The organism is Kitasatospora sp. NPDC090308, from assembly GCF_044769485.1.
Lineage (GTDB): Bacteria > Actinomycetota > Actinomycetes > Streptomycetales > Streptomycetaceae > Kitasatospora > Kitasatospora fiedleri.
Genome location: NZ_JBIVXY010000003.1, coordinates 509043 through 521134, shown reverse-complemented (window position 1 = coordinate 521134; position 12092 = coordinate 509043). Strand labels below are relative to the sequence as shown.

General features: G+C 74.9%; 10 protein-coding genes and 1 pseudogene. 3 read left to right on the top strand and 8 right to left on the bottom strand.

All coding sequences use genetic code 11. The features are described from left to right. Positions 1 to 17 precede the first annotated feature (17 nt). Together ACIQVD_RS09860 and ACIQVD_RS09855 are read right to left on the bottom strand one after the other, a co-directional pair. A complete protein-coding gene (locus tag ACIQVD_RS09860; RefSeq protein WP_402287452.1) occupies positions 18 to 791 on the bottom strand; it encodes a hypothetical protein in 774 nt (257 codons plus the stop codon). A 75-nt stretch (positions 792 to 866) separates the two neighbouring features. Then, positions 867 to 3578: an SdrD B-like domain-containing protein gene (locus ACIQVD_RS09855; RefSeq protein ID WP_402287449.1), complete on the bottom strand. Its 2712-nt coding sequence runs from the start codon at positions 3576 to 3578 to the stop codon at positions 867 to 869. On the opposite strand from ACIQVD_RS09855, the pseudogene ACIQVD_RS09850 reads away from it, so the two are divergent. Continuing rightward, positions 3577 to 4421: pseudogene (locus ACIQVD_RS09850) on the top strand (GNAT family N-acetyltransferase). The gene ACIQVD_RS09855 and the pseudogene ACIQVD_RS09850 overlap by 2 nt on opposite strands. A gap of 58 nt (positions 4422 to 4479) precedes the next feature. On the opposite strand, the gene ACIQVD_RS09845 reads toward ACIQVD_RS09850, so the two are convergent. The 5 genes from ACIQVD_RS09845 to ACIQVD_RS09825 form a co-directional block, all read right to left on the bottom strand. Next, positions 4480 to 5142 (bottom strand): LysE family translocator, encoded by a 663-nt coding sequence (locus ACIQVD_RS09845; protein ID WP_402287737.1) that lies wholly within the window; start codon positions 5140 to 5142, stop codon positions 4480 to 4482. A gap of 134 nt (positions 5143 to 5276) precedes the next feature. Next, positions 5277 to 7010 (bottom strand): SDR family oxidoreductase, encoded by a 1734-nt coding sequence (locus tag ACIQVD_RS09840; RefSeq protein WP_402287447.1) that lies wholly within the window; start codon positions 7008 to 7010, stop codon positions 5277 to 5279. Further along, positions 7007 to 7849, bottom strand: a complete 843-nt coding sequence (locus ACIQVD_RS09835; RefSeq protein ID WP_400679083.1) for a M24 family metallopeptidase — start codon at positions 7847 to 7849, stop codon at positions 7007 to 7009. The genes ACIQVD_RS09840 and ACIQVD_RS09835 overlap by 4 nt, the downstream gene beginning before the upstream one ends. A gap of 3 nt (positions 7850 to 7852) precedes the next feature. After that, positions 7853 to 8932, bottom strand: a complete 1080-nt coding sequence (locus tag ACIQVD_RS09830; protein WP_402287445.1) for a PDR/VanB family oxidoreductase — start codon at positions 8930 to 8932, stop codon at positions 7853 to 7855. A 141-nt stretch (positions 8933 to 9073) separates the two neighbouring features. After that, the gene (locus tag ACIQVD_RS09825; protein WP_400679080.1) at positions 9074 to 9967 is read right to left on the bottom strand and encodes a metal-dependent hydrolase; all 894 of its coding nucleotides are present in this window, start codon (positions 9965 to 9967) and stop codon (positions 9074 to 9076) included. A gap of 194 nt (positions 9968 to 10161) precedes the next feature. Between ACIQVD_RS09825 and ACIQVD_RS09820 the strand changes: the two genes are divergently transcribed. Continuing rightward, on the top strand, positions 10162 to 10422 hold the full coding sequence (locus ACIQVD_RS09820) for a hypothetical protein (protein WP_402287442.1): 261 nt from the start codon (positions 10162 to 10164) through the stop codon (positions 10420 to 10422). Beyond that, positions 10419 to 10979, top strand: a complete 561-nt coding sequence (locus tag ACIQVD_RS09815) for a pyridoxamine 5'-phosphate oxidase family protein (RefSeq protein WP_402287439.1) — start codon at positions 10419 to 10421, stop codon at positions 10977 to 10979. Before ACIQVD_RS09820 ends, ACIQVD_RS09815 begins: the two co-directional genes overlap by 4 nt. 80 nt (positions 10980 to 11059) lie before the next feature. On the opposite strand, the gene ACIQVD_RS09810 is transcribed toward ACIQVD_RS09815, so the two are convergent. Continuing rightward, positions 11060 to 11992, bottom strand: a complete 933-nt coding sequence (locus tag ACIQVD_RS09810; RefSeq protein WP_402287436.1) for an LLM class flavin-dependent oxidoreductase — start codon at positions 11990 to 11992, stop codon at positions 11060 to 11062. Between the last annotated feature and the right edge of the window lie 100 nt (positions 11993 to 12092).

The window sequence follows — 12092 nt, the reverse complement described above, 5'->3', positions numbered from 1 at the left end:
GAACGTCTGGTGCCACCTCAGCCCGCCGTGGCCCAGGGCGCCTCGGGCAGCCGCGCCCCGTCCCGCCCGCCCTCGAAGTCGAGGGTGGCGGGGGTGCCGAGGCCGGGCATCCGCATGGTGACGCGGCGCAGGCCGCCCTCGGCGTCGACCCAGTAGGTGAGCGGCGAGGTGGCGTCGCCGGTGCCCGCGGCGGCGTCGCGCGGGCGCGGGCCGGAGATCCGGTCGTGCTCGCGGCCGTCGATCCGGTCCCGGCCGAGCCGGCGGGGGCCGGCCTGGGCGAGCAGCAGCGGGTTGTCGGGGCGGTCGGCGCCGAGCCGGACCGCCAGTTCCAGCCCGGCGTCGAGCGGGTCGCTGCCGTACGGGCGGGAGGTCCAGCCGGTGCGCGGGACGTGTTCGGCCTGCTCCCAGGGCAGGCCGTCCGTTCCGGCGGGGGCGTCGGCCAGGCCGAGGCCGCCGGTGTCCCAGACCACCAGCCCGGTGTGGAGCGCTCCGCCGGGCCCGCGCACCCGGTAGCCGCCGGCGGCGTGCCCGGTCCGGTAGTCGACGAGGCCGTGCACCTCGACCACCGTGCCGGCGCCCTCGTCGACGCGCAGCGCGACCTGGACCGGGCTGGCCCCGTACAGGGTGAACCGGGAGAGGGCCAGCCGGGACGCCTCCTCGGTGCTGAGCGGGCGGCTGCCGCCCTCCCGGCCCGCCACCTGCCAGGCCGTCACCCCGGCGGCGGCGACCAGGACGGCGGCCACCACGGCCGCGACCGCGTACCGGCGGCGGTTCTTCTGCTGTGTTGCCACGGATTCCTCTGCTGGGGGCGGGAGTTGACGGGCGGGGCCCCGGGTCCGGGCCCGGGGCCCCGGTCTGACGGCGGATCAGCTGCTGCGGCGCCTCCTCGCCACGACCACCAGGCCGGTGCCGAGCACCAGCAGCAGCGCGCCGCCGGCCAGCGCGAACGGGACGGCCCCGTCCAGGCCGGTGCTGGCCAGGCTGCCGGACGGGGCCGGGCGGGCCTGCGGCGGGGCGGGCGCGTCCGGGGTGGGGGCCGGGGCGGGCGTGGGCGTGGGCGTCGCGGTCGGGGTGGGGCTCGGACCGGTCTGCGGGAGGAGGGTGTTGACGGCGGTCGTGGTGATGCCCGCGTCGAGGTGCTCGTCGTCCAGCACGACCGGTCCGAGGACCGGCCGCTCGGGGGCTCGGTAGCCCTCGGGCGGGCTGACCTCCTGCCAGTAGTAGGTGCCGAGGTCCGCCCGGTCGGCGCAGGTGCCGTCCGTGCCGGTGGTGCACGGGTCGCCGACCTTGGTGTCGGGCCGGTCGCCGTCGGCCTGGAGTCCGCCGGTGCCGTTGGCCTCGCGCCACAGCTGGAAGACCGCGCCGGGCAGCGGCCGGCCGTCCTGGTCGTGCTTGACCAGGCGCAGCGCGCCGCGCTGGCGCTGGAAGCCGAAGTCGAAGCCGTGGTCGTCCTGCCCGGGCCCGCCGGTGGTGAGCGCCCGCTCCACGTAGGTGCCGCCGTCGGGGACGGTGCCGTCGGAGTCGATCAGGCGGTTGTCGCCGACGTTGTCCGCGGTCGGGACCCAGTGGTGGAGCGGTCCGCCCTCGGTGTAGTCGGCGGGGTTGTCGAGCCGGATGGTGTAGGCGGTCCTGGGCCGGAGGCCGCCGGTGACGTCGCCGTCGTCGAAGTAGTACTCGCCGCGGTCGGTGGTCTTCGTGGTGCCGACCAGCGTGCCGTCCGCGTCGTACAGGTGGACGGTCGCGCCGGGCACCGGCCGCTGCTGCGGCAGTTGCAGGCCGGAGCGCTCGGGGTCGTACCAGACCCGGTTGCCGATCTGGAGCGGGGCGCGGTCGCAGAGCACTTCGAGGTCGGCCATCGCGGAGCCCTTGCCGAAGCTGGAGAAGCCGTCGGAGAGTTCCTGGCCCGCGCCGGGGTCGGGTGCGCCGGTGCGCAGGGTGAACATGGTGCCGGCGGTGTTGGCGTGGTCGAGCACGTCGTAGCCGGAGGTGGCGATGGAGTCCTCCGCCCTGGACAGCGCCATGCCCGCGTAGCTGGCGTAGGTGTGCGAGCCGTAGTAGCGGCGCACGTCGTAGAAGCCCTTGCCCCGGGTGGTCTGCCCGCAGCCGAGGTTGACGTCCAGCACGTACGCGTCGCCGGACTCGCACGCCTTGTTGAGGTCGCCGGAGGAGAGCGCCAGCGTCGAGCCGGGCGGGAGCGGCCGGCCGGGCACCGGGTAGGAGTTGGCCTGGTCGGTGTACCGGTCGCGGAAGGAGAGCAGCATCGAGCCGTCGGTCTCGAAGCCGATCTCGCCGAGTTCGGGCTCCCCGTGGAAGTAGCAGACCCCGGCGGACGGCGCGGTGTCCAGCCAGGGGTACCAGTAGTAGCCGGCGCAGTCGTTGGCGGACGTGCCGCGGTGGTCGAGCGGCTGGTCGAGCACGGCCGCGCCGAACGTCCCGGTGGCCGGGTCGAAGGGCAGCACGACGGCCCGCAGGTCGGCGAGCCGCTGGGTGGACTGGCCGGAGCAGACGCCGCCGACGTAGCCGGTCCCGTCCTGCATGCCCAGGCCGAACGGGCGCCAGTCCCCGGCCGCCGGGCAGCCGCCGGACGGGATGGGGTAGACCGCCTTCGGCGCGGACGCGGACGCCGCGGTGGCGTCGTACCGGTACAGCCTGCGGTCGTGCAGGTTGACCACGTACAGGTCGCGGCCGTCCTCGGTGAGCTTCAGCCCGCCCAGGCTCTCCTTCCCGGCCGCGGCCAGGAACGCCGGGTCGCCGTCGCCGCCGTGCGCGGCCGTCCCGGCGTCGGGAACGGTGGCGAACAGGGCGGTGGTCCTCTTCGCCGGGTCGGTGACGTAGATCGCGCCCGGCCCGCCGGGGCCGTACCGGGTGTCGCGCTTGGCCTGGGCCGAGCTGAACAGCCGTCGGCCGTCGCGGTCCCAGGCCAGGCCGAACACGTTGCCGGTGTCGGCGGCGGTGCTGATGTCGGTGACGTCCTGGTTGATGCCGCGCGACTCGTACGGGAAGCTCAGCAGGGTCCGCTTGCTCGCCGGGTCGGCGGCGGCGGGCTGGCAGGCGGTGGCCAGCGGGGCGTTGCGCTGGCAGTAGTCGGACGGGTTCCACAGGCCGGTGGTGAGCACGGCCTGCCCGCCGTCGGAGAGGTCGACGAACTCCTCGTTGCTGCTGAGCCGGTCCGGCGCCCCGGTCAGCCCCTCGCGGGCGGCGAACGCCGGGTACAGCACGCCCGGCCGCGGATTGACCACGTCCACCCGGTACCGGCCGCTCGCGGTCGCTTTGGCGGGCGCCAGCGTCACCGTCCCGTCGGCCGCCGTCACCCCCGTGCGCACCGCGCCGTCCTCGCCGGTCAGCGTCACCGTCACCCCGGCCAGCCCCGGCTCCAGCGCCGGACTCCACGTCCCGCTCTCGTCCACCGCCCGCACCACCCGCACCGTCACCGACCCCTCCGCACCGGCCGGCGAGGCCGAGGGGGCGGCGACGGCCGTGGCCGCCGCGAAGGCCGCCACCACGGCGGCGGCCCGTTCGGCCCGCCGCCGCCCGGCGCCCCGCACGGGCGCCCTGGTCTGCTGTTCTGTCTGGGTCATGCCCTGCTCTCGTCGTCCGTCGTCGGGAAGGCACGCCGAACCACCGCGGGAAGATCACCGGTACGGCCCCGCATGCACCTCTTTTGGCCGAATGGTAAGCGGAATACGGACATCCGCGTTGCAGGAAAAGGAAATTGACGACCCGTCAGGAATCATATCGATCACCCGTGCGTGCGCCTCGTGCGCCCCCGCCCTGCGACCTCCTGACGGATCATCAGATGTTCGCCGGCCGGCCGGCGGAACGGGACGTGCCCGACCGGATAGGCTCGGGCCCCGACGGACCCCAGCGGACCCCGACGGAACGGACCCCACCGGAACGGAGCGCACCGGCATGACGACACTGACCTCCGCGGACCTGACGCTCCGCCCGTGGGAGGACGGCGACGCCGACGCGCTGGCCGCCCTGCTCGCCGACCCGGAGATCCGCCGCCGGACCTCCCACCGGGTGTCCGACCGCGCCGGGGCACTGCGCTGGATCGCCGCCGAACGCGCGGGCCGCGCCACCGGCGAGCGCCTCGCCTTCGCCATGGTCACGGACGGGCGGGCCGTGGGCCACGTCGTGCTCAAACGCCCCGGCGGCACCGGCCCCACCGGCGAGGTCGGCTACTGGACCGGCGCCCCGCCCGCGGACGCGGCCTCGCCCCCCGAGCGGTGGCCCTCCTCTCCGCCTGGGCCCTCTCCCCCGCCGACGGCCCCGCCCTGACCCGCCTGGAACTGATCCACCACGCGGACAACCCCGCCTCCTGCCGGGTCGCCCGGAAGGCCGGCTACCCCCTCGAAGCCCTCCTCCCCCGCCCCCGCGAACGCCACCTGCACGCCCTGACCCGCCCGGCCGCGGGCTGACCGGCCCGGTGCCCCGCCCCCGGGCGGGCGCTCCGGCGGGGTCGGCCGCCCGGCGCGGTCAGTCGCCGAGGGCGAGCTTCGCGCCGAAGCCGAGCACGGCGACGCCCGTGGCCCGGTCGAGCAGGCGGCGGACGGCGGGGCGGCGCAGGCGGGCGCGCAGGGTGTGGGCGAAGGCGATCAGGGCGGCGGACCAGAGCAGGCCCTCGGCCACGTGGACCGAGGTGAGCAGGACGCCGGCCGCGAGGTGCGGGGCCCCGGCGGGGATGAACGGGGGGAGGACGGCGACGTAGAAGACGCCGACCTTGGGGTTGAGCAGGTTGGTGAGCGTCCCGCGCCGCCACCCGGCCCACCACCCGCCCGCCCCGTCGTCGCTGCCGTCGCCGTCACGGTCGCCGCTGTCGCTGCCGTCGCTGCCGTCGCCCGCCCCGTCCCGCCGCGGGTGCCGTTCGCGCAGCATCCGCACGCCCGTCCACAGCAGGTAGCAGACGCCGGCCCAGCGCAGCGTCTCGTAGGCGAGGCGGGAGGCGGTGAGCAGCACGCTGATCCCGGCCGCGGAGGCGGTGCCCCAGACCAGGGTGCCGGTCTGGATGCCGAGGACCACCCCCCACGCCTGGCGTCGCCGCCCGAGGACGGCGGTGCGCAGGATCAGTGCGGTGTCGAGCCCGGGAGTGAGCGTGAGCAGGCCCACCACCAGGGCGAAGGAGGCGAGCGGTCCGGCCATCGTCGTCAGGTCCACGGACGGCCAGTCTACGGGGCGGCGGGGCCGCCGTTCCCGGTGCTGGACCGGGAGCCGGGCGGCGCGGCGGACCGCGCAGCCGGGGGCGCGGGGTGGTGCGCGCCCCCGGCAGGGACGTTTCAGCCCGCGTTGATCCGGGCCGCCCGGCGCAGCAGCGCGGGGCTGAGCCGGCCGAGCAGGCGGGCGGCCTTGGCCTCGATCGTGACGGGGACGACGGCCTTGCGGGTGCGGACGGCGCGGACGATCTCGGCGGCGACCTTCTCCGGCGGGAAGCCCCGGCGGGCGTACATCTTGGCGACCTTGGCCTGCTTGGCGGCGAGTTCGCCGTCGCCGAGGCCGGAGAAGGTGCTGGTGCGGGTGATGTTGGTGTTGACGATGCCGGGGCAGATGGTGGAGACGCCGATCCGGTGCGGGGCGAGTTCGGCGCGCAGGCAGTCGGAGAGCATGAGGACCGCGGACTTGGAGGTGGCGTACGCGGCGAGCACCTTGGAGGGCAGGTAGGCGGCGGCGGAGGCGAGGTTGACGAGGTGGCCGCCCTCGCCGCGGTCGACCATCAGCTGTCCGAAGGCGCGGCAGCCGTGGATGACGCCCCACAGGTTGACGTCCAGGACGCGCCGCCACTCCTCCTCGGTGGTCTGCAGGAAGGTGCCGGAGTGGCCGATCCCCGCGTTGTTGACCACCACGTCGGGCACCCCGTGCTCGGCGGCGACCTGCTGCGCGAACGCGTCGACGGCCGGGCCGTCGCTCACGTCGACCCGGTACGCGGCGGCCTTGACGCCGGAGAGGGTGCAGAGTTCGGCGGTGCGCTGCGCGGCGGGCAGGTCGCGGTCGCAGACCACGATCCGGGCGCCCTGCTCGGCGAAGGCCAGCGCGGTGGCCCGGCCGATGCCGCTGCCGCCGCCGGTGACGACGACCAACTCGCCCGCCGCGGAGGGTTCCTGGCGGACGGCGCCGTGGTCGCGGGCGGTGAACTCGCGGACCAGGGCGGCCACCGCGGGGCCCTTCTCCAGCAGCGCGGACCAGTGGGTGGCGTTCAGGGTGCGCCGGGTGAGCCGGGGCACCCAGCGTTCCAGGCCCTCGGAGAGGAAGTCGGAGACGTAGTGGTCGCGTTGCAGGGTGATCAGCTGCACCGGCACCTCGGTGTGCCGTTCGCGCGGCCGGCGCACGGTGGGGCGCATGTTGGCCCGGTACAGCTCGATGCCGTGCACGGCGTCCCGCGCGAGGGTGGCCTGCGGGTGGCCGGGCCGGGGGCGGACGGCCTCCAGGTCGCGCAGCACCCGGGGCCACAGCCGGGCCAGGCCGAGCCTCCAGGCGGCGGGGGCGAGCACGGGCAGGTGGAACAGCGCGATGTACCAGGAGTGCGCGCCCTGCCGCAGCAGTTGGGACAGGTGGCGCGGGGTGGGGCGGCGCAGCCGGTGCCGGATCCAGTGGCCCATGTGGTCCAGGCACGGGCCGGACATCGTGGTGTAGCCGGCGATCCGCCGGTACGCGCCGGGCGCGGTGACGGCCTCCCAGCACTGCACGCTCCCCCAGTCGTGCGCGACGACGTGCACCGGCCGGTCGGGGCTGACGGCGTCGGCGACGTTGAACAGGTCCGCGCCGAGCAGTTCCAGCCGGTAGTCCTCCCGGGCGGCGGGCACCCCGGAGGCCCCGGAGCCGCGGGTGTCGTAGCGCACCACGTGGTGGTCGACGGCGAGGTCCGCGGCGACGTCGTCCCAGACCGAGTGGTCGTCGGGGTAGCCGTGCACCAGGATCACCGTCGGGTCGGCCGGGTCGCCCTGCTCGTACACGGCGAGGGCGATCCCGCCGGAGTCGACGGTGCGCCGGCGGGTCCCGTTGCTGCGGCCGGTCATGCGCGTGCCTCCTGGAGTGTCCAGCGCCGCACGTGCGGCAGGTCGTCGTCGAGCCAGTACGCGTCGTCCTCGGTGACGACGAGGAGTTCCTCGAACTTGATGCCCACGTCGCGGAAGCCGATGTGCGGTTCGACCGCCCAGAGGCCGGGGGTGGGGGCGTGGTGGGAGGCGCGGCCGCCGGCCCAGAGCGGGGAGCGGCCCTCCAGGCGTTCCTTGACGAGTTCGCGGCCCAGGGTCTGGAGGGTGCGGACGCCGAAGCCGAACAGGTTGACGCCGGCCGGGCCGCGGGCGGTGTTCCGGGTGACCTGGTGGCCGATGACCCGGCCGGGGTAGACCTGGTGGCGGTTGTCGTAGCCGTGGGCGGCGAGTTGGGCGTCGACGGCGGCGTACACCTCGGCGAGGGTGCGGCGGGCCCTGACCTCGCGCAGGATCAGTTCGCGGTAGACCCGGAGGTCCTTGGCGAGCAGGTCCCAGACGGGGTTGTCGCCGACCTTGCCGCCGTAGCCGATGTCGGCGGTGTAGCCGTCCACCACGGGCGCGCAGTCCAGGACGTACGGCATGCCCTCGGTGAGCACCCGGGAGCCGGCGAAGAACTGGAGCGGGGTGCGGAAGTGCCGGAAGGCGGTGCGGTCGCCGAACCAGGCGAACGGGACGTGGAAGAAGTCCTGCACGCCGGCCCGGACCAGGCAGCGGCGCAGTTCGGCGGTGGCCTGGCGTTCGGTGACGCCGGGTTCGATCCAGGCGGCGACCTGTTCGGCGCAGTGGTAGGAGAGCTGCTGGACCTCCCGGAACTTCGCCAGGTCCCTTTCGCTGTACGGGAATCGGGGCGGCTGCTTCATCTCTCACACCTCCAGGACGAGGGTCTCGCCCTCGGCGGCCCGGGTGACGCAGGGCAGGATCAGGCCGGCGGCCCGCTGTTCGGCGGTGAGCCGGCGGTCGCGGTGCTCGGGGGTGCCGTCGGTGGTCCTGAGCACGCAGGTGCCGCAGAAGCCCTGTCGGCAGGAGTAGGGCAGGTCGGGCCTGACCTCGCGGGCGACGTCCAGCGCGGAGCGGTCGGCGGGGACGGTGAGCGTCCGGCCGTCGATCCGGATGCCGAACGGGCGCCCGTCGCGGATCGGCGCGGCCCCGAACCGTTCGAAGTGCAGTGCGGTGGCGGGCGACTGGGGCAGGGCGCGCTGGACGGCGAGCAGCATCGGCGCGGGGCCGCAGACGTAGACGGCGGCGCCGCGGGGGGCGTGCGCGAGCAGCTCGGCGGCGTCGGGCAGGCCGTGCTCGTCGTCGGTGCGGACGATCACCCGGGCCGGGTCGAGGGCGCGCAGTTCGTCGGTGAACGGGAGGGCGGCGGCGGTGCGGCCGGTGTGGACGAGCCGCCAGTCGAGGCCGGCGTGTCGGGCGGCCCGGGCCATCGGGAGCAGCGGGGTGACGCCGATGCCGCCGGCCAGGAACAGCACCTTCTCCTCGCCGCAGAACGCGAAGCCGTTGCGCGGGCGGCGCACCCGCAGGCGGACCCCGACGTGCAGGTCGTCGTGGACCTCGACGGAGCCGCCGCCGCCGTCCGCGATCCGGCGCACCGCGATCCGGTAGGCGTGCCGGTCGGCCGGGTCGCCGCAGAGCGAGTAGTGCCGCTCGCGGCCGGACGGCAGGGTCAGCACGATCCGCGCGCCGGGCTGCCAGGGCGGCAGCATCCCGCCGGACGGGTCGGCCAGCCGCAGTTCCGCCACGTCCTCGGCGACCACCCGGTGCGAGACCACCACCAGGTGCAGCGGCGGCACCGGCCGGGCCTCCGGTCGGCGCGGGCTGCGGCGCAGCCCGGGGCGGCCCAGCGCGGGGCTGTACCAGTCGCCGAAGGCGGTCAGCCGGGCGAAGAAGCGGTCGGCCCGGGGGCGTCCGTACAGGTCGGGGGGTGGCGTTTCGAGATCCATGGGGGTACGGCTCCAAGAGGTGTTCACGCCCCGCCGGGGGCCATCGGTGTTCGCGTCCCTGGTCGCGCGTCCGGTTCGGGCGCGCGCCCGGTTCCGCCGGGCGTCCGGTTCCGCCGGGTTTCCCGTTCGGGCGCGCCCTGCTCAGTGGGTGGCGGCGGCCTTGGCCGCCGGCGACTTCGCCAGGTAGGCGAGGGCCTGCGAGGAGCTGCCCTCGCGGGTGGGGTGGTAGCCGGGGCCGAAGTAGCGCGCGGCGGAGCGCAGGAAGCGGGCGGGTTCAGGCAGCAGGCCGCGCCGGGCGGCGCGCCGGGCCTCGCGCCAGGTGGGGACGAGCCGGCCCTCCAGGGTGGGGTCGGCGGCGAGCATGAAGCGGGCGCCGCGGATCCACAGGTGGATCAGCAGCGGGCCGGAGACGAACATGCCGCGGACGCGCCGCAGGTAGCCGGGGTCGAGGTGGCGCATCAGGTCGTAGGCGACGCTGCGGTGCTCGACCTCCTCGGCGCCGTGCCAGCGCAGCAGGTCGAGCATGGTGGGGTCGGCCTTGGCCCGGTCGAGGCCGGGCGAGTTGAGGGCCCAGTTGCCGAGGAAGGCGGTGAAGTGCTCGATGGCGGCGACGAAGGCGACGCGCTCGATGACGTTCTCGCGGTGCTGGCGGGCGGTCAGGCCGGGCTTGTCGCCCAGGACGCGGCGGAACAGCCAGCTGATCTGCCGGACGTAGGGGCGCGGGTCGAGGCCCTGGCCGAGCAGGTGGTCGAGGACTTCCTGGTGGGCCTCGGCGTGGATCGCCTCCTGCCCGATGAAGCCGAGCACCTCCTCGCGCAGCTGTTCGTCGCGGATCAGCGGCAGCGCCTCCTTGAACACCTTGACGAACCACCGCTCGCCCTCGGGCAGCAGCAGGTGCAGCACGTTGATGGTGTGGGTGGCCATCGGCTCGTCGGGGATCCAGTGCAGCGGCAGCCGGGACCAGTCGAAGCGCACGTCGCGCGGTTCGAGCACCAGGCTGTCGTGCACGCTGACGGGCGGGGTGGGGCGGGGCATGGGGGTGCCTCCTGACGCGCGACGGACGGGGGGAGCGGCCCCGGGTGGGCACACCGGCAAACTACTCGCGGGTAGCGGGCCGGACAAGGGGTTCGACCACTCTTATCAACATCGAGTCTAATAAGACCCGATCGAGTGACCCGCCGCCGCCGACCCGCTTGCCCCCGCCCCCGCGAACCGCCAGTGTGTGCCCCATGCCAGGTCAACGGAAGCGCGAACGCCGACAGGACGGGGAACGCCGCCGCCACGCCGAGGAGCACACGGGTTGGCAGTGGCACCCGCTCCACTCGACGCAGGACGCCGACGCGCTCCGGGCGTACCTCCGCTCCTGCCCGTACGACGCGTCGCACCTGCGGGTGGACACGCTCTGCGGACGGCTCGCCCACCCGACGACCTACCGGGTCAGCGTGCTGATGCCGCCCGGTGCCCCGCCCTCCGACCAGGAAGCCCCGTGACCGACGACCGCACCCCCCTCGTCCGCGCCCTGATCGCCCACCCGGTGCTGGCCGCACCCGCCTACCCGCCGCCGGACCGGACGGCCACCGGCCCCGCCGCGCTGTTCACCGCCTGGCTGCTGGACGCCCTCGCGGCGGGCGGCCCGGACGCCCAGGTGGTGACGCTCTCCACGGTGGACGCCGCGGGGCGGCCGGACGCCCGGGTGCTGGTGCTGCGGGACGTCGACGCGTCCGCCGCCGCCTGGCACTTCTGGACCGAGCCCGACTCCGCCAAGGCCCACCAGCTCGCCACCCGCCCGGACGCCGCGCTCACCGTCTACTGGCCGGCCCAGGGCCGCCAGGTCCGCCTGCGCGGGCCGGTCCGCCCCTCCCCCGCCTGCTCCACGCCCTCGCCCGCCCTGCACTGCTACGCCCTGCACGCGGCGGAGGCCGAGTTCTGGCAGGCGGGCCCGGAACAGCGACACCTGCGCCGCCGCCACACCCGCACCACCGACGGCTGGACCGACACCGGCTGGACCGACACCCGGCTGCCCGCCGACGACCTCGGGGGAAATTGAGTTCGAGGACGCCGGCCCGGCGTCAACGGTCGCCCGGTTCAGTCGATGGCGCCCCGCCCGCCTGGACCGACGCCCGGCCTTCACTGCCTGTCGAGCTCCGCGCGTACGGGCGTGATGATCTCGTCGACGAGCCGCTGTGCGGCCTGCGGGGGGTAGGGGCTTCGCAGGCTCAGCACGATGTGCGTCAGACCGGCGCCGATGAGGTCCAGGACCGACCTGCGGTCACCGGCGAGGTCGTCGTAGGAGACGGTGTACTGCACGGAGCGGGTGATCGTCCGGCGGTCCCGGCCGATGGCGGCGCAGTGGGCGTCCAGGACGCGGCTGCGCTGGATGATGTAGTCGAGGGTGTTGTGCGGCGGGCCGGGAATGTTCCAGATGTCCGCGTGCTCGGCGACCAGACGGAGTGTTCTGGTCCCCCAGCCGCCGATGAGCAGCGGTGGGCCCGGTTGCTGGACGGGCTTGGGTTCGTTGCGGTTGCCCTTGAGGGTGTAGTAGCGGCCGTGGAAGTCGAAGGCTTCCTCTGTCCACATGCGCTTGAGGATGGTGACGGTCTCGGCCAGGCGGGCGATGCCCTCGGCCGGGGGGACCAGGGTCAGGCCGTAGGCGTCGTACTCCGCGACGGCGGGGTTCTCGCCCGTGACGCCACCGGCGTTGGGTGGCTGGTGGGTGCCGCCCACGCCGAGACCCATGATCAGGCGGCCCCGGGAGATCACGTCGACCGTGGTGGCGATCTTGCCCAGGACGGCGGGCCGGCGGATCCGGTTACTGGTCACGAGCAGTCCCAGCCGCAGCCGTTGGGTCTGCGCGGCCAAGGCGCTCAGGAGGGTCCACCCTTCGAGGATCTGCCCGTTCCTGGGGCCTGCGATCGGCATCAGATGGTCCCACAGCCACGCGTCCGCGATCTCCGGCAGGGCGTCGGCCTCCTGCCACACCCGGAGTACGTCCTCGTAGGCGACGCGCATCGGGGTGGTCTTGATACCGAACGTCACTCGGTCCTGCTGCTGGTCGGTCATGGTGCACACGCCCCCTTCGGCTCGACGTGCCGCCCCCGGCGACGGCAATACTGTCACCATAGGTGATCGTCAGCAATACTGACCATCAGTTCTGGGATAC

Coding starts and splice junctions, on each gene's coding strand:
- ACIQVD_RS09855 (WP_402287449.1), bottom strand. CDS start 3,578: ATGACCCAGACAGAACAGCAGACCAGGGCGCCCGTGCGGGGCGCCGGG.
- ACIQVD_RS09845 (WP_402287737.1), bottom strand. CDS start 5,142: ATGGCCGGACCGCTCGCCTCCTTCGCCCTGGTGGTGGGCCTGCTCACG.
- ACIQVD_RS09840 (WP_402287447.1), bottom strand. CDS start 7,010: ATGACCGGCCGCAGCAACGGGACCCGCCGGCGCACCGTCGACTCCGGC.
- ACIQVD_RS09835 (WP_400679083.1), bottom strand. CDS start 7,849: ATGAAGCAGCCGCCCCGATTCCCGTACAGCGAAAGGGACCTGGCGAAG.
- ACIQVD_RS09830 (WP_402287445.1), bottom strand. CDS start 8,932: ATGGATCTCGAAACGCCACCCCCCGACCTGTACGGACGCCCCCGGGCC.
- ACIQVD_RS09825 (WP_400679080.1), bottom strand. CDS start 9,967: ATGCCCCGCCCCACCCCGCCCGTCAGCGTGCACGACAGCCTGGTGCTC.
- ACIQVD_RS09820 (WP_402287442.1), top strand. CDS start 10,162: ATGCCAGGTCAACGGAAGCGCGAACGCCGACAGGACGGGGAACGCCGC.
- ACIQVD_RS09810 (WP_402287436.1), bottom strand. CDS start 11,992: ATGACCGACCAGCAGCAGGACCGAGTGACGTTCGGTATCAAGACCACC.